20 protein-coding genes are annotated in these 17,238 nt (G+C 64.4%); 16 read left to right on the plus strand and 4 right to left on the minus strand.

Translation table 11 applies throughout. The features are described 5' to 3' along the window. Nucleotides 1-136: 136 nt before the first annotated feature. Nucleotides 137-583 (plus strand): SRPBCC family protein, encoded by a 447-nt coding sequence (locus tag TSA66_RS11975; protein ID WP_040040200.1) that lies wholly within the window; start codon nt 137-139, stop codon nt 581-583. Nucleotides 584-644: 61 nt separating this feature from the next. Then, complete coding sequence (locus TSA66_RS11980; protein ID WP_040040201.1) at nt 645-992, plus strand: GFA family protein; 348 nt, start codon at nt 645-647, stop codon at nt 990-992. Between the two features lie 34 nt (nt 993-1,026). Here TSA66_RS11980 and TSA66_RS11985 read toward each other — a convergent pair whose 3' ends face one another. Beyond that, the gene (locus tag TSA66_RS11985) at nt 1,027-1,896 is read right to left on the minus strand and encodes a LysR family transcriptional regulator (RefSeq protein ID WP_052452266.1); all 870 of its coding nucleotides are present in this window, start codon (nt 1,894-1,896) and stop codon (nt 1,027-1,029) included. 122 nt (nt 1,897-2,018) lie between these two features. Here TSA66_RS11985 and TSA66_RS11990 point away from each other — a divergent pair, with 122 nt between their 5' ends. Together TSA66_RS11990 and TSA66_RS11995 are read left to right on the plus strand one after the other, a co-directional pair. Then, nucleotides 2,019-2,378 carry a DUF2917 domain-containing protein gene (locus TSA66_RS11990; protein ID WP_040040203.1) on the plus strand — a complete coding sequence of 120 codons (360 nt, stop codon included), beginning with the start codon at nt 2,019-2,021 and terminating at the stop codon, nt 2,376-2,378. Nucleotides 2,379-2,433: 55 nt separating this feature from the next. Further along, entirely contained in the window at nt 2,434-3,066 is a 633-nt protein-coding gene (locus TSA66_RS11995) for a glutathione S-transferase family protein (protein WP_040042492.1), read from the plus strand. 47 nt (nt 3,067-3,113) lie between these two features. On the opposite strand, the gene TSA66_RS12000 is transcribed toward TSA66_RS11995, so the two are convergent. Then, on the minus strand, nt 3,114-3,962 hold the full coding sequence (locus TSA66_RS12000) for a phosphoribosyltransferase (RefSeq protein WP_094299006.1): 849 nt from the start codon (nt 3,960-3,962) through the stop codon (nt 3,114-3,116). 13 nt (nt 3,963-3,975) lie between these two features. Further along, nucleotides 3,976-4,623, minus strand: a complete 648-nt coding sequence (locus tag TSA66_RS12005; RefSeq protein ID WP_198358929.1) for a dienelactone hydrolase family protein — start codon at nt 4,621-4,623, stop codon at nt 3,976-3,978. Between the two features lie 292 nt (nt 4,624-4,915). Here TSA66_RS12005 and TSA66_RS12010 point away from each other — a divergent pair, with 292 nt between their 5' ends. The 7 genes from TSA66_RS12010 to TSA66_RS26875 all read left to right on the plus strand — a co-directional run bounded on the left by TSA66_RS12010 (nt 4,916) and on the right by TSA66_RS26875 (nt 12,000). After that, nucleotides 4,916-5,803, plus strand: a complete 888-nt coding sequence (locus TSA66_RS12010) for a YihY/virulence factor BrkB family protein (RefSeq protein WP_040042495.1) — start codon at nt 4,916-4,918, stop codon at nt 5,801-5,803. A gap of 296 nt (nt 5,804-6,099) precedes the next feature. Further along, the gene (locus TSA66_RS12015) at nt 6,100-6,474 is read left to right on the plus strand and encodes a DUF4148 domain-containing protein (RefSeq protein ID WP_040040204.1); all 375 of its coding nucleotides are present in this window, start codon (nt 6,100-6,102) and stop codon (nt 6,472-6,474) included. Nucleotides 6,475-6,623: 149 nt separating this feature from the next. Further along, nucleotides 6,624-8,033, plus strand: a complete 1,410-nt coding sequence (locus tag TSA66_RS12020) for a TolC family protein (protein ID WP_040040205.1) — start codon at nt 6,624-6,626, stop codon at nt 8,031-8,033. A gap of 7 nt (nt 8,034-8,040) precedes the next feature. Further along, nucleotides 8,041-9,006 carry an HlyD family secretion protein gene (locus TSA66_RS12025; RefSeq protein WP_232429458.1) on the plus strand — a complete coding sequence of 322 codons (966 nt, stop codon included), beginning with the start codon at nt 8,041-8,043 and terminating at the stop codon, nt 9,004-9,006. A 5-nt stretch (nt 9,007-9,011) separates the two neighbouring features. Beyond that, on the plus strand, nt 9,012-10,202 hold the full coding sequence (locus TSA66_RS12030) for an ABC transporter permease (protein WP_040040207.1): 1,191 nt from the start codon (nt 9,012-9,014) through the stop codon (nt 10,200-10,202). Further along, nucleotides 10,199-11,320, plus strand: a complete 1,122-nt coding sequence (locus TSA66_RS12035; RefSeq protein ID WP_040040208.1) for an ABC transporter permease — start codon at nt 10,199-10,201, stop codon at nt 11,318-11,320. The genes TSA66_RS12030 and TSA66_RS12035 overlap by 4 nt, the downstream gene beginning before the upstream one ends. 512 nt (nt 11,321-11,832) lie before the next feature. After that, on the plus strand, nt 11,833-12,000 hold the full coding sequence (locus TSA66_RS26875) for a hypothetical protein (RefSeq protein WP_157691667.1): 168 nt from the start codon (nt 11,833-11,835) through the stop codon (nt 11,998-12,000). Here the strand turns inward: TSA66_RS26875 and TSA66_RS12040 are convergent. After that, nucleotides 11,997-12,386: a CBS domain-containing protein gene (locus tag TSA66_RS12040; RefSeq protein ID WP_040042496.1), complete on the minus strand. Its 390-nt coding sequence runs from the start codon at nt 12,384-12,386 to the stop codon at nt 11,997-11,999. The genes TSA66_RS26875 and TSA66_RS12040 overlap by 4 nt on opposite strands. 294 nt (nt 12,387-12,680) lie before the next feature. Between TSA66_RS12040 and TSA66_RS12045 the strand changes: the two genes are divergently transcribed. Genes TSA66_RS12045 through TSA66_RS12065 form a run of 5 tightly spaced genes read left to right on the plus strand, consistent with a single transcriptional unit; the run spans nt 12,681 to nt 17,235 of the window. Continuing rightward, on the plus strand, nt 12,681-13,820 hold the full coding sequence (locus TSA66_RS12045; RefSeq protein ID WP_052452269.1) for a 4Fe-4S dicluster domain-containing protein: 1,140 nt from the start codon (nt 12,681-12,683) through the stop codon (nt 13,818-13,820). Beyond that, complete coding sequence (locus TSA66_RS12050; protein WP_040040209.1) at nt 13,817-14,647, plus strand: FAD/NAD(P)-binding protein; 831 nt, start codon at nt 13,817-13,819, stop codon at nt 14,645-14,647. The genes TSA66_RS12045 and TSA66_RS12050 overlap by 4 nt, the downstream gene beginning before the upstream one ends. Then, nucleotides 14,647-15,432 carry an NADH-quinone oxidoreductase subunit B family protein gene (locus TSA66_RS12055; protein ID WP_040040210.1) on the plus strand — a complete coding sequence of 262 codons (786 nt, stop codon included), beginning with the start codon at nt 14,647-14,649 and terminating at the stop codon, nt 15,430-15,432. Before TSA66_RS12050 ends, TSA66_RS12055 begins: the two co-directional genes overlap by 1 nt. Next, nucleotides 15,425-16,723, plus strand: a complete 1,299-nt coding sequence (locus TSA66_RS12060; protein ID WP_040040211.1) for a Ni/Fe hydrogenase subunit alpha — start codon at nt 15,425-15,427, stop codon at nt 16,721-16,723. Before TSA66_RS12055 ends, TSA66_RS12060 begins: the two co-directional genes overlap by 8 nt. Beyond that, entirely contained in the window at nt 16,672-17,235 is a 564-nt protein-coding gene (locus tag TSA66_RS12065) for a hydrogenase maturation protease (RefSeq protein WP_084199536.1), read from the plus strand. The genes TSA66_RS12060 and TSA66_RS12065 overlap by 52 nt, the downstream gene beginning before the upstream one ends. Nucleotides 17,236-17,238 lie beyond the last annotated feature (3 nt).

A 17,238-nucleotide genomic window follows, 5' to 3' on the forward strand; every position in this document is an offset into this window, starting at 1 on the left:
TCATCCGAAGCGGTATAACAACATATTGCAGCAGGCCGCCTGTGCCAGTAGACGACCGCGACCGGCGTGCGCATTGCCTATCCCTCTGCAAGATCAGCAATAACAAGACCCATTGAATTGAAAGGAGAGTTTGGTTATGTCTACAGGAACAGTCCGGCTTCATCGCGTGCTTCGGGCGAGCCCCGAGCGGGTATATCAAGCGTTCTTGAACGCCGAGGCCATGGCCAAGTGGCTCCCGCCATACGGGTTCACGTGCAAGGTCCTCCACATGGATGCCAGCGTGGGCGGCACCTACAGGATGACGTTCACGAATTTCACGACGGGCAAGGGACATTCGTTTGGCGGCGAGTACCGTGAACTCGTGCCGTTCGAGAAAATCCGCTACACGGACAAGTTCGACGACCCCAACCTTCCGGGGGAAATGCAGACGACGATAACCTTCAAGCAAGTGTTGTGCGGAACCGAGCTCAATGTCGTGCAGGAAGGGCTGCCGGAAGTCATTCCCCTCGAGATGTGCTATCTCGGCTGGCAAGAGTCTCTCGCGCAGCTGGCGCAACTGGTCGAGCCCGTAATTCCTGATTAACCCGTCCAGCGTGAGACGGCAAGCGCATCGGCAAGTAAAACACATCCATCGGAGATCCTGCATGAAATACAAAGCCAGCTGCCATTGCGGCAACGTGTCGTTCGAGTTCGACGGAGAGATTGCGGAGGCGCTGGCCTGCAACTGCTCGATCTGCCAGCGGAAAGGCTCGCTGCTCTGGTTTCTGCCGCGCTCCGGGATGAGGCTGCTGACGCCGGAAGACGCAGCGGCCACCTACACGTTCAACAAGCATGTGATCAGGCACCGGTTCTGCCCGACATGCGGCATCCATCCGTACGGCGAAGGCGTCGATGCGCAGGGAAACGAAATGGCGGCGATAAACATCCGGTGCGTTGAAGACATCGATCTTGCCTCGATCCCGGTGCGCCACTTCGACGGGCGCTCGGTCTGACGCCAGCCGGCTTCGCTTCCCTGGCCGCAGTTCATCACGACGACGGACAAAGCAGGTTCGACGCGGCGCTAACCACGTCGGTGACGAGCTGCGCAATCAGCTGGACCCGCGCCGAGCGCCGCACTTCCGGATGAATCACCAGCCACAGGTCGCGCCTGGGCGGCGGCGGGTCCGACGCAATCGGCGCAAGCCCTGCGCTGCCGGCGGCGAGGTAGTGCGGCAGCAGCGCAATGCCCAGGCCGCCCAGCGCCGCCTGGTGCAGCGTCAAGGCGCTGTTGCCCTTGACTGAGTACGGCCGCTGCGCCCGATAGCGGTCCAGCCACTGCTGCTCCGGCGCGTCGCGCAGGCTGTCGTCGAAGCCGATGAAGCGCCAGTCCTGCGGCGCATGCCGCGCCAGATAATCCTCATGGGCGAACAGGCCGTAGCCCAACGCGCCGAGCGGGCGCACCACCAGGCTCGGGTCTTGCGGGCGCCCCACGCGCAGCGCCAGGTCGGCTTCGCGCCGCGTCAGGCTGGCCATCCTGGTTTCTCCTATCAACTCCAGCGTGATCGGGGACCAGCGTTCCTGCAGTGCCGCCAGGCGCGGCGCCAGAAAGGCAGTCGAAAAAGCGGGCAGGGCCGAAATCCGCACCGTGCCCGACAATGCGGCGCCTTCGCTGGCGTCGCGCAGCAGGGCATGGGCGCATTCGTCCATCTGCTCGGCACGCGAAAACAGCTGCTCGCCTTCGACCGTGAGTTGCCAGCCGCGCGGCAGGCGGTCGAACAGCCGCAAGCCAAGCGCCTTTTCCAGTGCGTCCATGCGGCGCACCACCGTCGAGTGCTCCACGTTCAAGGCCCGCCCGGCGAGGCTGAGGCTGCCGGCGCGCACCAGCGCGACAAAGACACGGATATCGTCCCAGTTCATTTCGGCTATCAAATTTTGCACAGATTATGTGCTGATTTTTGGAATTTCTATCAAAAGATGCACATGCTACCTTTGCTTCCATGCTGCCACAACCGGCGGAAACCGTTGAAGGGAGTGAAATTATGGCAAATGCAGCTTCTCCATCCGCATGCATCGTAGTGCGCCCAGGCACGGCCCTCACCGTGCGCAGCGACAGAAACCAGACACTGACGGTAGCCGAGGCCGCCGGCAGGAGCCTGTGGATGACCCGCATGGGCGAGCGCATGGATTACCTGTTCAGGGCCGGAGACAGTGTGGTGCTGCGCCCGGGCGACGACATCACGCTCGGCGTGCACAAGTGGGATGGCGCGGCATGCGTCGTGTTGTGCGCGCTGGCGGAGCCGGCGCCGCGCTTGTCGCGCACGCGGGCGTGGCTGGCGGCCATCCGTGGCGCGCTGCGCCATGCTGCAGCGGGCGCCGCTGCATCCGACACGCCACGATAGCCCACCGAGCCGGAATAGAAATGGACAAGAAAAAATGGACAAGAAAGGGACAAGCATGAACGCCACCGCGATGACGCTGTACTACTCCCCGGGCGCCTGCTCACTCGCGCCGCACATCCTTCTGGAAGAAACGGACGCCGATTACCGCCTGGTGGAAGTGAGCGTGGCGAAAGGGCAGACGCAGGAAGAGGCATTCCTCAAGATGAATCCGAAGGGGCGGGTTCCGGTGCTTACAAGCGACGGCCACACGCTTACCGAAGTGCCGGCCATTTGCTGGTACATCGGCGCAACCGGCAAGGGGCTCATTCCGGAGGATGTGCTGTTGCGCGCGCGCGTGCTGGAATGGTTCAACTGGCTGTCGGGGACGCTGCATGCAGTCGCATTTGGCGGCAAATGGCGGCCGCAGCGTTTCGTCAAGGACGCCGCGCTGTTTGGCGAGGTGCAGGCGCGCGCCGACGACAACCTGCGTGACGGCTTCGCTTACATCGAAGCGCGCATGGCTGGGCGGCAGTGGGCGGTGGGAGAAGAGTACGGTGTGGTCGATCCGTATCTCTTTGTCTTTTACAACTGGGCCAGATCGATCGGCGCCGATGTGCCCCAGGCCTATCCTGCCTGGCACGCGCATGCCAGACGCATCGCTGCACGCGACGCGGTCAGGCGCGCCTGCGAGCAGGAAGGCCTGCGATAAACGAAATCCAGCGGATCCCGGCGCATACAAACGCGCCGGGCGGCTTGTCAGGCGCCGGCATTTTTGGGCGCCTGCGGATGGCCCGCGACCAGCCGCGCCGAATCCGGCGGCAGGCCGTCGCGCGACGCATCGGGCGGCACGGCGTCGAGCTCCGAGCCCACGCCGAGTTCGGGGATCGGGCCATGCGCCGGGCGCGCCTGCGGGTCGTGGTCATGCTCGTGCCCGGGCCGGATCGATGCCGCATTGAGCAGGTCGACCACTTCCTCGTCGCTGGTCTGGTCGAACTTGTCATAGTAGAGGCTGACGGCGCGGAACCAGTCGGGCACCAGCAGGCAGATGCCTTCGTCGACATGCGGCTCGCCGCGCAGGCTCGCCAGGCTGTCGGCCGGCGCTACCGGCACGGCGAAGATCAGGCGCGCGACGCCGGCTTGCGACAGCGCGACCAGCGCGGTCTTGAGGGTGGCGCCGGTGGCGATGCCGTCGTCGACCACGATGACGGTGCGGCCTTCGACTGGCACCGGCGCGCGCGCGCCGCAATAGAGCGCGCGGCGCCGCTCGATCTCGGCCAGCTGGCGTTGCTGCTCCGCCTCGATATAGCCCGGCGGCGGCTTGATCTGCTGCACGATGTCGTCGTTGAGGATGCATTGCGGATGCTGTCCATCCACCACCGCGCCCAGGCCCAGCTCGGCATGGCCGGGCGCGCCGATCTTGCGCACGATGAGCACATCGAGCGGCGCGTCCAGCGCGCGCGCCACTTCATAGCCGACCGGCACGCCGCCGCGCGGCAGGGCCAGCACGACCGGCTCTTCATCCTTCAGGTGCATCAGCGCTGCCGCCAAGTGGCGGCCCGCTTCGTGGCGGTCCCGGAATGTGGTGTAGTCATAGCTCATTTTCATCTTCCTTTCCTGTCTATGCGGCTGGCAGGTGGCGCACAAACCACCCGGCGGCCAGGGCCAGCACCTGCGCGAGCGTGCCCGCTTCTTCGAACAGATGGGTGGCGCCGGGAACGATCGTCAGCTCCTTGTCGCAGTTCAGCTGCGCGAACGCCTGCTTGTTGAGTTCGATCACCTGGGTATCGAGGCCGCCGACGATCAGCAGCGTCGGCGCGCGTACCCGGGCCAGTGCCGGGCCGGCCAAGTCGGGGCGGCCACCGCGCGAGACGACAGCGCCGACATTGACCGTGCGCTCGGCGGCCGCCACCAGCGCCGCGCCGGCACCGGTGCTGGCGCCAAAGTAGCCGATCGGCAGCTGTCCAATGTCGCGCTGCTGCCGCGCCCAGCGCGTGGCATCGAGCAGGCGCGACGCCAGCAGGGGAATGTCGAAGACCTTGGCGCGGTCGTCTTCTTCGTCCGGGCGCAGCAAATCGAGCAGCAGCGTGGCCAGCCCGGCTTGCCGCAGGCCGGAAGCCACATAATTGTTGCGGGGACTGTGGCGGCCGCTGCCGCTGCCGTGCGCAAACAGGACCAGGCCCTGCGGAGCGCCGTTCATGCCAAGCAAGCCTTCCAGGCCGATCGGTTCGATGCGAACCGCTTGCACGTCACCCATGGGAGAACTCATCATGCATACCTCGGCTTTCTCGCGCCAGCCCATCGGAAGCGAGTCCGCCAAGGGTGCTGCCGCGGTTCAACAAATTTCACGCATCACGTTTTCTTTTTGAGTTTTTAATACACGTTATATCCTGGGATTGGCGCTGGCAATGCACAATGGTTCTATCCATTTCGCGGCCGCGATAGCGAACATGAAAGCAAGCCCGGTTCTTGCCTGTAAGCTGGCTCGCGTCATCTGCGATGCCGAGCTGCCGGCGGCGGGGGGGCGACCTTTTTCGATTCCAGGCGAAAGGAATTTCTTCATGCAGATCGTCGACGAGAGGGGCCGCGCCGTATTGCGCCATCCGATGGCATTCGTGATCCGGTCGCTCAAGGCCTTCCGCGCCAACCAGGGCCTGCTGCTGGCCGGCGCCGTGGCCTACTATGCGCTGCTGTCGATCGTGCCGCTCTTGATCGTCACCGTCATCGCGCTATCCCACGTCATCGACCGCGCCGAACTGTTGCAGACGCTCGGCCGCTACCTGGAGTGGCTGATCCCGGGACAGTCGAAGGCCGTGGTGGCGGAACTCGATCATTTTCTTGCTTATCGCGAAGTGATCGGGCGGGTACTACTGGTGACATTGCTGTTCTTCAGTTCGCTGGCATTCACCGTGCTGGAAAACGCCATGTCGGTGATCTTCTTCCATCGCGTGGCGATCAGGCGCCGCCATTTCCTGGTGTCGGCCGTGCTGCCGTACTGCTACATCCTGTTCCTCGGCCTGGGCCTGCTGCTGGTCACGCTGGTGTCGGGCAGCTTGCAGGCGATTGGACAGGAAACTATCGATTTCCTCGGGCACCGCTGGTCGCTGCAGGGCGTCTCCGGCGCGCTGCTTTACCTGCTCGGGCTGGGTGGGGAAATCCTGGTGCTGACCTCGGTGTATGTGGTGATGCCGGTCGGCCGGCTGTCGGTGCGGCGCGCGCTGATCGGCGGCGTGACCGCGGCCCTGCTGTGGGAAGTGACGCGCCATGTGCTGGTGTGGTACTTCGCGACGCTGTCGCAAGTCAGCGTCGTCTACGGATCGCTCACGACCGCGATCGTGGTGCTGCTGACGCTGGAAGTGGCCGCGACCTTGCTCCTGTTCGGCGCCCAGGTCATCGCCGAATACGAGCGTGGCAGCGACGGCCAGCCGCCGCAGGAGGCGGAGCTATGATTCCTTTGTGCACATTTATTGTGGTTAATTCTGTGGATAAGCAGGGATAAGCTTGCCTATCTCCATGATCTGTAAGGAAATTTCCGGGTTGATGAAAATCAGGGCAGGCTTCAAATGATTATTGCGGCGGAAGGGCGGCAAAGTAGCGTGGTTTTACGTTTATTTCTAAAACAGGAATAATGTATTTCCTTTAATCATATTTCTCTCGTTCTCCGCAATAGTTAGACTGTGCTTCATCGATGAGCGCCCAGTGCACATCACCGAATCCGAAATAACCTATTTTGTGGAGAAAGAAAATGAATGCGAAAAATCTGATTGCCGCCCTTGCCGTGATGACCGCTGCCGGTTCCGCCTTTGCCGAAAGCACCTATCCGTATGTCGATTTCACCGGCTTTGTATCGACCAAGACCCGTGCCGAAGTCATCGCCGAGATGACCCCGCAGGCAGCCCAGCCGGTGGCGCAGACCGAATGGGTTGATTTCACCAAGGTTGCGACCGGCAAGACCCGCGCCGAAGTGCGCGCCGAACTGGCGCAAGCCAAGGCGGATGGCCAGCTCGCCCGCAACCAGGAATATGTCGACTTCACCCATGTCGCATCGACCAAGAGCCGGGCGCAGGTGCGCGAAGAAATGCAGGCCGCCAGCAATGGCGCCGCAGCGCGCGGCCTGTAATTGAAGCACCAGCCGCATGACATGCCAGCCGCTTGCTCCGGCTGGCATTTTTTATGGCGTAACTGACACAGTCCGTTCCGATTGTGTGATCGAAGTTCAATCCATCCTTTACCATTCAGCTTTATTTATTTACAGCAGGAAAGCACGAGATGAGGACCAGACCGGTTTCCGTGGCGCGCGCACTGTCGGCAGGCGTCTTCGCCGCGCTTGCGTGCGGCCATGCGCTGGCCGAGCCGATCAGCTTTGACGCCGCCTGGGAGCGCGTGCGTGTGGTATCGGACAAGCTCGGCGCAGCGCAGGCTGCCGTCGAGAGCAGCAACTTGAAAAGCAAGGCCGTGCAGGGCCTGGGCGGCCCGGTGATCAGCCTGTCGGCCGCCGCGCTGGCCTACAACGCCAACCTGTCGGTCGACCTCGATCCGGTCAACCGGCGCCTGACCCAGGTCGAGCAGCACTTGCCCGTGCCGCTGCAAAACCTGCCGATCCCCTTGCCCCTGCCGCAGCTGCCGTCGCGCTACACCTTCAACCAGCACGACACGCTGACCACCTCCACGGTGTCGGCGGTATGGCCGATTTATGCCGGCGGCATCGGCAATGCCACGCGCGGCTTCGTCAAGGCGCAAGGATACGAGGCGCAGGCCGAGCTGTCGCAGGCCGCGCACGAGCTGGCGTCGCAGCTGGCGCAGCGCTACTTCGGCGCCCAGCTCGCGCTCAAGGCCGCCGACCTGCGCCAGGCGGCGTTCAAGGATATCGAGCAGCATGACGCGGCGGCCGAGAAAATGCTCAAGGCCGGCGTCATCTCGCGCGTCGAGCGGCTGCAGGCGCGCACCGCGCTGGAAGAGGCGCGACGCAATGCGGCCAAGGCGAGAAGCGATGCCGACCTGACCTCGGCGGCGCTGGCGCGCATGCTGAAATCGGCCGCGCCAGTCACGCCGGGCACGCCTCTGTTTGCGATTACCCAGCCGCTGGATCCGGTCGACCATTACATCCAGATCGCCCTGCGCAACCATCCCGGGCTGGAGAAGGTCGCCGCCAGAAAGGCGCAGGCGCTGAGCCTGCACGAAGGCGACGAGGCGCTGCGCCGCCCGCAGGTGTTCGCCTTCGGCCAAAGCGAGCTCAAGACATCGGACGCCACCTGGGTGGCCGGCGTGGGCGTGCGCTGGACGCTGTTCGACTCGCTCGACCGCAAGGCGCTGTCGGCGGCCTCCCTGGAAAAGGTGCGGCAGGCCGAGCTGACCGATGCGCAGGCCAGGAGCGACATCGCGCTCCTGGTGGAAAAGAACTGGCGCGCGGCGGAACAGGCTCGCGTGAATTTCGTGTCGCTTGGGCCGTCGGCTGAACTGGCGCAGGAACTGCTCAAGCTGCGCAGCGCCGGCTCGCGCGAGGGCACCAGCACCATGCTGGAGCTGATCGACGCCGAAATCAACCTGTCCAAGGTGCAGACCGAGCGCGCGCAGTCGGCCTACGAATACGTCGTCGCGCTGGCGGGCCTGCTCGAATCCTGCGGCCTGTCCGACGAAATGCCCCAATACATCGCCCGTGCCGATGTCAGAATCGACTGAGGAATCCATGAAAAAAACAAGCGCACTCATTGCGGCTGTGGTTGCCGCCTTGCTCGCCGGCGGCGGCATCTGGTATGCCTCGCGCCCGGCCCCCGACGTGTTCCAGGGGCAGATGGAAGCGCGCGAAACCGACATCGCGCCTAAGGTCCCCGGGCGCATCGCGCAGGTGCTGGTCAAGGAGGGCGACAAGGTCGATGTCGGCACCCAGCTCATCGCCATCGACAGCCCGGAAGTGGCCGCCAAGCTGGAGCAGGCCACCGCGGCGCGCGACGCCGCCCGTGCGGTATCGGCCAAGGCGGAAGCGGGCGCGCGCGCTGAGGAAATCCGCATGGCGCAGGCCAACTGGCAACGTGCGCAAGCCGCCGCCGAGCTGGCGCAGAATTCGCTCAAGCGCGTCGAGGCGCTGGCCAAGGAAGGCTTGGTCGCCGACCAGAAGCGTGATGAAGCGCTGACCAATTACCGTGCCGCGCGCGACCTCGCCGCTGCCGCCCGGGCGCAGTACGACATGGCAAAGTCGGGTGCGCGCACCGAAGACAAGGCCGCCGCCGCCGCCCAGGCGCGCCAGGTGTCGGGCGTGGTGGCCGAAGTGGAAGCGGCCCGGGCCGAAACCGAACTGAAAAGCCCGGTTGCCGGCGAAGTGGTCAAGGTGTTCGCGCGCGCCGGCGAGCTCTCGCCGCAGGGCGTGGCGGTGGTCACCGTGGTCGACCTGAAGGACCAGTGGGCGGTGTTCAACGTACGCGAAGACAAGCTGCAGCGCTTCGCCGAAGGCCGGGAAATCGATGTAGTCATTCCCGCGCTGGGCAGCCGCAAGGCCAGAATGAAGGTCTACTACATCGCGGCCCTGCCGGATTTCGCCACCTGGCGCGCCACCCATGCGAACCAGGGCTTCGATGCGCGCACCTTCGAAGTGCGGGCGCGGCCTGCCGCGCCGATCGAGGGCGTGCGGCCGGGCATGAGCGTCATCGTCCAGTAAGCGCGATGCACGCGCATATTTTCCGGGCCAGCCTGCGGCGCGAGTGGCAGCTGCTGTGCCGCCGCCCCTGGGACATCGCCATGATTTCCTGGGTGCCGCTGCTGTCGGTCGCGCTGATCTGGTGGATATTTTCGGCGGGGATTCCGACCAGGCTGCCGATCGGCGTGTGGAATGCCGACCACTCGGCGCTGTCGCGCCAGCTGGTGCGCTTCCTCGACGCCGCACCCGGCCTGCAGGTGGTCGCCCAGTACGATGATGAATTGCAGGTCGAGCACGCCATGCGCGCCGGGAAGGTGTATGGCGTGGTCGAAATCCCGCGCGAGTTCGCGCGCGACGTCAAGCGCGGCCATGCGGCGCAGGTCACGCTGCTGCACAACGCGCAGTTCAGCTCGCATTCCGGCATCATCCAGCGCGACGTGCGCACTGCCGTCGGCACGCTGTCAGCCGGCATCGAGATCGCCGCCCGCAACAAGCGCGGCGAGCCGGTGCGCGCGGCGAAGCTGGCGGCCGAGCCGATCCGCACAAGCCTGGCCAACCTGTTCAATCCTTCGCTCGACTACCTGCAATTTCTTGGCATGGCGCTGATCCCGGCGCTGCTGCATATCTTTGCGATGACGGCCGGCGCATGGTCGGTCGGCGCCGAATTGCGCGACGCGACCATCGGCGACTGGCGCAACGCCAGCATGCAAGGGCAGGCGGGAACGTCGTTCTTTGCCGCTCTGCTCGGCAAGCTTTGCGTGCCTTTCCTTTCCCTGAGCCTGGTCGGCGTGTCCGGCCTGCTCGCCGTGATCATCGCCGGCGGCATGCATCCGGCCGGTTCGCTCGTTTTCACGCTGCTGGCGCTGCTGGCGATGCTGGCACTGTCGATCGCGCTCGGCGCTGCGGTGGCGGCGGCAACGCGCTCGCTGCGCACCGCCTTGTCGGTGACCGGCATCGTGACCGCGCCGGCCTTCGCCTTCAGCGGTGCGGCGTTCCCGCTTTCCGCGATGCCGGCCGGTGCCCGCCTGTGGGCCGACAGCCTGCCGTTCACCCACTATCTGCGGGTGCAGGTCGAACAGTTGCAGATGGGCGCGCCGCTGCGGTATTCGCTGCCGGTGCTGGTGTGGATGCCGGTGGTGGCGCTGGCGCTGCTGGCGCTGGCCGCCCGCGCACTGACGCGGGCGGCGCAGCAGCCGGATTCCTGGGGGGCGCGATGAACCGCGGCGTTTTCATCCGGGCATGGATCGATACCATGAAGGCGGTGGTGCGCGACAAGGGCGCGCTGCTGTTTCTGGTGGTGGCGCCCTTGTTCTACGGCTTCTTTTATCCATGGCCGTTTTCCACGCAAGTGGTCACGCGCGTGCCGGTGGCCATCGTCGATCTCGACCAGTCCGGCCTGTCGCGCCAGATCACGCGCTTCGCGCAAGCCAGTCCGCGCCTCGAGGTAGCGCTGGTGACAGGTGACGAGCGGGCGGCACAGCAGGCACTGTGGAAGGGCGAGATCGAAGGCTATGCGATCCTGCCCAAGGATTTGAAGCGCAACGTACTGCGCGGTGAGGCCGCGGTGGTGCCGGTCGAGGGCGATGGCGCTTACCTGCTGCTGAACAAGACGGTGCTGACCGGATTCGCCGAAGCGGTCGGCACCATCTCGGCCGGCATCGAAATCAGGAAGCTGCAAAGCAAGGGGCAGGGTACGCGCCAGGCAGCCAACAGCCGCAGTCCGCTCAATACGCAAATGGTGGCGCTGTTCAACCCGGATGAAGGCTATGGCAACTATGCAGTGCCAGCGGTGGCGATCATCATCATCCAGCAGACGCTGCTGATGGGCGTGGCGCTGCTGGTCGGCACCTGGGCCGAGACTGCCGCGCACCGCGCAGGCACGCGCGTCTGGCTCGGCCGTATCGCCGCCTTTTCCACCTTCGGCGTATTCATGGGATTGCTGTACCTTGGCTGGATTTTCGCCGTGCACGAGTATCCGCGCGCCGCCAATGTTTGGGGCGCGGTGCTGCTGCTGTTGCTGTTCATTCCCGCCGTGGCCGCGCTCGGCGCGCTGGCCGGCATCGTCTTCGCCAACCGCGAGCGCGCCATCCAGGTCTTGCTGTTCACTTCGATCCCGATGGCCTTTCTGTCCGGATTTTCCTGGCCGGGCGAGGCGTTGCCTTATCCACTGCAACTGCTGCGCTGGCTTATTCCAAGTACCGCCGGCATTCAGGCATCGCTGCGCCTGAACCAGATGGGCGCAAGCATTGCGGATGTATCCGGCTACCTGGCCCTGCTTGCCGCGCTCGGCGCACTGGGGGGCACCGTGCTGTGCATCAAGGGCAGGACGCGCTAATACGGCGGGAAATTCGGCCTACGGCCAGCGCTGTGATTTTTCGCGAAGATTATTTTTCTGACAATGGCTTTTGCCGGAAGCTGCCTATGCTTATCTAAAGGTCAGGCAGCGGCAGGCATCAGAAGGCGTAAGCGCAGATCCTGGATTATCTGCCGGTGCTGGTGACGAAAAACGTAAAGCAGATTTATCGGCAGCATTGAAGCAATGCCTTCCGGGTGCGTGTTATTCAAATGGTGAATGCCTGCCATTCGAAGAATAAAGCGGACTGAGCGCCGGCCCGGACGTATGATTACCCCTGTCTCCTCCAACTCTCCTTGAATTGGATTGAACCCGCTGCCGCAAGGACAGCGGGTTTTTTTTCGCCCGCGCCAGCCCTGCGCGACTGGTGATTCATTGTGTCGCATCAAACGCCGCCCGGTCAGAACCCGTACGTTAACAATCAGCCGGCGGCTTCGCCCATGACCATACCATTCCCTCGAACTGCCCCTCGGGCGGCAACCTGGAATCCCGCGATGGAACAGCCGAAACAAGCAAAGGAAAAAGTCAGAGAGTACCTGGAGCGACGCCAGAATGAACGTCGACAAAACACGCGTGCGCCGTTGCATGATCCTGAACAAATCCGCAAGGAAATTGGCTGGGATCTCGTAGAGCGCAGGCAACGCGACCGCAGGACGCGCTAGCGCGGATTTTGTTTCAGGAAAAGGCGCACGAAGTCGAGCGACGACACGATGCCCTGCATCGCTTCGTTTTCCATCACGATCACATGGTGAATCTTGTTCTCGATCATCAGCTCGGCGACTTCCGTGATCGGGGTGGCCGGCGTGACTTCCACCGGGCGGTACGTGCAGATTTCCCATGCCTTCACGGCTTTCGGATCCTTGCCCACCGCATGGAGCTTTACCAGGTCGGTGGCGGTGACGATGCCGAGAATGGCGCCGTCGCCATCGTACACAGGCGCCGAAGAGATATGCTTGGCCTTCATGAGGGTTTCAACCATTTCCACGGTGTCATCCATGCTGACCGGAATGACAATGGTGTGCATGATCGAGGAAATCGGTTCGTTCATGATGACGGCCTGTGCTGATTGAACGTTCAGGGAAAACATACGCGCCCTTCATCCTCGTGTCTTGATCTCGTTCAAACCGGCCAGGGCGTCTTCTACGGAACTGCTTGTATTCACGGGAGAAATTTCTCTCACTCACGAGTACGTTGCCCCGCCGGGTATTGATTTTCCTGCCTTGACGCATGTGGAAGCGACAGATGTAATAGCAGGCAGAATGCATGCAAGGAGGCAGCGACGCGCGCTTTCTGGACCAGCCGGAAAAATGATCCCTTGCCCCGCATTTGTTAGGAGCCCGCCATGCAAAGCAACTCGCCGCAGCCGGCACGCGATCCTTCGCTGTTCCTGCCGCGTGCGCGCCTGCAGGACTTGATCGATGCATTGCGCAGCGCCGGCTACTGCTGCGTCGGACCGACTCTCAAGGATGGTGCGATCGTGTTCGATACCTTGCACTCCGCGGCGCAGCTACCGGCCGGCGTGCAGGATGCGCAGGAGCCGGGCAGGTACCGCACCCGTGCCACTGGCGGCGCGCGGCAGTTTGCATGGGCGAACGGACCGCAGGCATTGAAGCCGCTGCTGTTTGCGCCGCGCGAGGTGCTGTGGCGGGCTAGGCGGCGCGCCGATGGCAGTCTCGCGTTCGACGCCGGGCTGCCACAGGAAAAGCCGCTGGCGGTATTCGGCGTGCGTTCCTGCGACCTTGCCGCGCTGGCGATCCAGGACCAGCACTTCCTGCAGCAGGCACACGGCGCTTGTGCCGATCCCTATTATGCGAAGCGCCGCGAGGGCTTGTTCCTGGTCGCGGTCCATTGCAGCCATCCGGCCTCGACCTGCTTTTGCGTCTCCACTGGCGACGGGCCGCGCGCCGCAGGCGGATTCGATCTCGCGCTCGACGAGCTCGATGACGGCTTCGTGCTGGAGTGCGGCACTGATCGGGCACGGGCGCTCATCGCCGGGATGCGGCTGGCGCCGGCGGCGGCCGGGCAGGTCGACGATGCGATGCGGCAGTCGCAGCGGGCGCAACAAGGCATGACGCGCAGCCTGCCTGGTCGCAATTTGCGCGACGCGCTCTTCGCGAATCTGGAGCACGCGCGATGGAACGAAGTCGCCGAGCGCTGCCTGTCCTGCGGCAATTGCACTTCGGTCTGCCCGACCTGCTTCTGTCATGGCGAGCGCGATCAGCAGCAGCTCGATGGCGCGCAGTCGGAGCATATGCGGGAATGGGATTCCTGTTTTACCAAGGGGCACAGCTACATCCACGGGCTGACCGTGCGCCCGGATACCAGGACCCGATACCGCCAGTGGCTGACCCACAAGCTCGGCAGCTGGCACGACCAGTTCGGACGCAGCGGCTGCGTCGGCTGCGGACGTTGCATTGCCTGGTGCCCGGTCGGGATCGACATCACCGAGGAAACGGCGGCCATCTGCGGAGGCCAGCCATGAATCCCTATTTGCCGCTGGAGGCGCAGATCATCGCGCGGGTGCAGGAATCGAAAAGCGTGTTCACGCTGCGCCTGCAGCTGACCGACGAGGCCGCGCGTCAAGGCTATCGTTTCGAGCCCGGCCAGTTCAACATGCTCTACCTGTATGGCGCGGGCGAGGTGCCGATCTCGATCGTGTCCGACCCGCAGGATGCGGCTGTGCTGGAGCATACCGTTCGCGTGGTGGGGCGTGTCACGCGCACCCTGGCCGAGCTGCAGCCGGGCGATCGCATCGGCTTGCGCGGCCCTTATGGGCGGGGCTGGCCGCTACTTCAGGCCGAGGGGCACGACGTACTGATCATCACTGGCGGCCTGGGCTGCGCGCCGGTGGTTTCGGTCATCAACTATGTGCTAAGACGCCGCAGGGCGTTCGGCCGGCTGACCATCATCCAGGGCGTCAAGCATGCGGAGGACCTGCTGTGGCGCGACCGCTATGCGTATTGGGCGACGTTGCCGGATACGCAGGTGCTGCTGGCGGCCGACCACGGCGGCCCGCTCTGGCCCTGGCATGTCGGCGTCGTCACCGAGGTGTTCGATGATGCGCGCATCGCCCCGGAGCGGACCGTGGCAATGATGTGCGGCCCGGAAGGCATGATGCGCGCCGCCGTGAAGAACCTGGCTGGACGAGGCGTTGCGCCAGAGCGCATCTACGTCAACATGGAGCGCAACATGCAGTGCGCGGTCGGCCATTGCGGCCATTGCCAGTACGGCGGCGCGTTCGTGTGCCGCCAGGGGCCGGTGTTCGCCTATCCGCAGGTCAGGGCGCTGTTCGACGTGCGGGGATTCTGATGGAACCGAAACCGCGCATCGCCGTACACAAGTTCGCCTCCTGCGACGGCTGCCAGCTCGCCTTCCTCAACCTCGGCCAGACCCTGGTGCAGCTGGCCGGTCTCGTGGACATCGTGCATTTCGCCGAAGCCGGGCCGCTCGCCTTCGACGAACACGTCGACGTCGCCTTCGTCGAAGGCAGTGTCTCCACGGCCCATGACGAACAGCGCATCCTGCAGGTGCGCGCCAACTGCACGATGCTGGTGACGATCGGCGCCTGCGCCACCGCGGGCGGCGTGCAGGCGCTGCGCAGCATGGCGGACGCGAAGGCGTGGGTCAAAGATATCTATGCCAGCCCTGAATACATCGACTCGCTGGCGACGTCCACGCCGATTTCCGACCACGTGAAAGTGGATCTGGAATTGTGGGGCTGTCCGGTCAATGGCCGCCAGGTGATTGGTGCGCTGCGCTCGCTGTTGTCCGGCTTCGTGCCGCCTGAAGAGGAAGACAAGGTTTGTCTCGAATGCAAGCGGCGCCAGAACGTGTGCGTGATGGTCGCGCATGACATTCCCTGCATGGGGCCGGTCACGCGCACCGGCTGCGGCGCGCTGTGCCCGTCGTTCGGGCGCGACTGCTACGGCTGCTACGGCCCGGCGGAAAACCTCAACACGGCATCGCTGTCGCACCGCCTCGAGGGCATCGGCCTGGTGCGCGAGGAAATCGCGCGGCGCTACCTGTTCATCAACAACGGCGCGCCGGAATTTCGCCAGGCCGGCCTGGCGGCGAGGGAGAAGACGGATGACTGACAAGCGCGAGGTAAGCATCCGCGTGCCGGTGCTGGCGCGGGTGGAAGGCGAGGGCGCGCTGGAGATCGATATCCGCAACGGCAGCATCGCTGATCTCAAGCTGCGCATCTTCGAGCCGCCCCGCTTCTTCGAGAAATTCCTGGAAGGCCGCGCCTGCCACGAAGTGCCGGACATGGTGGCGCGCATCTGCGGCATTTGTCCGGTCGCCTACCAGATGAGCGCGGTGCATGCGCTGGAGAGCATCTTTGGCGTCGATCCCGGCCCATGGGTGCGCGCGATGCGCCGGGTGATGTATTGCGGCGAATGGATAGAAAGCCATTGCCTGCACATCCACCTGCTGGCCGCGCCCGATTTCCTCGGCTACGGCAGCGTCATTGAGATGGCGCGCGACTATCCGGATGAAGTGCGGCGCGGCCTGGCGCTGCAGGCCCTGGGCAACGACCTGATCCGCATGCTGGGCGCGCGCTCGGTGCATCCGGTCGGCGTGCGTGTCGGCGGCTTTCACAAGGCGCCGGACATGGAGGCGGTGGCGGCGCTGCGCGAACGCATCCGCGCATCCTTGCCCGATGCCGAGGCGCTGCTGGCATGGAGCGCCGGCTTGCCGATGAAAGGCGGCGACCAGCAATTCGCTTGCGTCGCGTTGCGCCATTCGTCGGAATATCCGATGAATGACGGGCGCATCGTGTCCGACCAGGGGCTGGATATCGGCGCGGCGGAATATGACAGGTTTTTTGTGGAAAGGCATGTCCCGCATTCCACCGCCTTGCACGGCCTGCTGCACGGCCGGCCTTACCTGGTGGGGCCGCTGGCGCGCATGAACCTGAACCATGACAGGCTGCCGCCACCGGTGGCGCAGGCCATGCGCGCCACGCCGGTGCGTTTTCCCAGCCACAATCCTTATCACAGTGTTGTCGCGCGCGCGGTGGAAGTCTATTACGCGTTATGGGAAGCGCTGCGCATACTCGATGAATATGCGCCGCCGGAGAAGCCGTTTGCCGAGGTCAGGCCGCAGGCGGGCGTCGGCGTCGGCTGCACCGAGGCGCCGCGCGGACTGCTCTGGCATCGTTATGAAACGCATGCCGACGGCAGCATCAGGGCCGCCCGCATCGTGCCGCCCACGAGCCAGAACCAGGCGCGCATCGAGCAGGACTTGCGGCTGTCGCTGGAATCGTTCGGGCTGGAGCGCGACGACGACGAATTGCGGCGGATCGGGGAGCAGGTGATCCGGAACTACGATCCATGCATTTCGTGCGCGACCCATTTCCTGAAACTGGACGTGCGCCGCCCATGAGCCCGATAAGCCCGATAAGCCCGATAAGCCCGATAAGCCCGATCCGAATTATCGGTATCGGTTCCCCGTTCGGCGACGACGGTATCGGATGGATCGCCATCGAGGCGATCGAGCACAGCGGCATGTTGAGCCGCTTCCCTGCCGAGGCGGTGGCGACCTTCCGCTGCAGCCAGCCTGCAACCGATTTGCTGCCGATGCTGACAGGCGCAACAGCAGCTTTGCTCATCGACGGCATGAAAAGTGGCGTGCCGCCCGGCGCCCTGCGTAAAATCGATCCGGGCGAGCTGCGTGCAGAGGCGGGAAAAATCTCGAGCCACGGCTTGAGCGTGGCAGAAAATCTGGCGCTCGCGCGCGTACTCGGCATGCTGCCTGAGAAGCTGATGATTTACGGTATTGAGATTGGGGACGCCGGGGGAGATCCCGGCCTCAGCTCTGACGTGCGCGGCGCGATTCCACCGTTGCTGGGCGAAATCGACGTCGCTCTTTGCACACTGTTTCAAGAAAGTGGCTGACCT

It is taken from the genome of Noviherbaspirillum autotrophicum, assembly GCF_000818395.1.
GTDB classification, from domain to species: Bacteria; Pseudomonadota; Gammaproteobacteria; order Burkholderiales; family Burkholderiaceae_D; genus Noviherbaspirillum; species Noviherbaspirillum autotrophicum.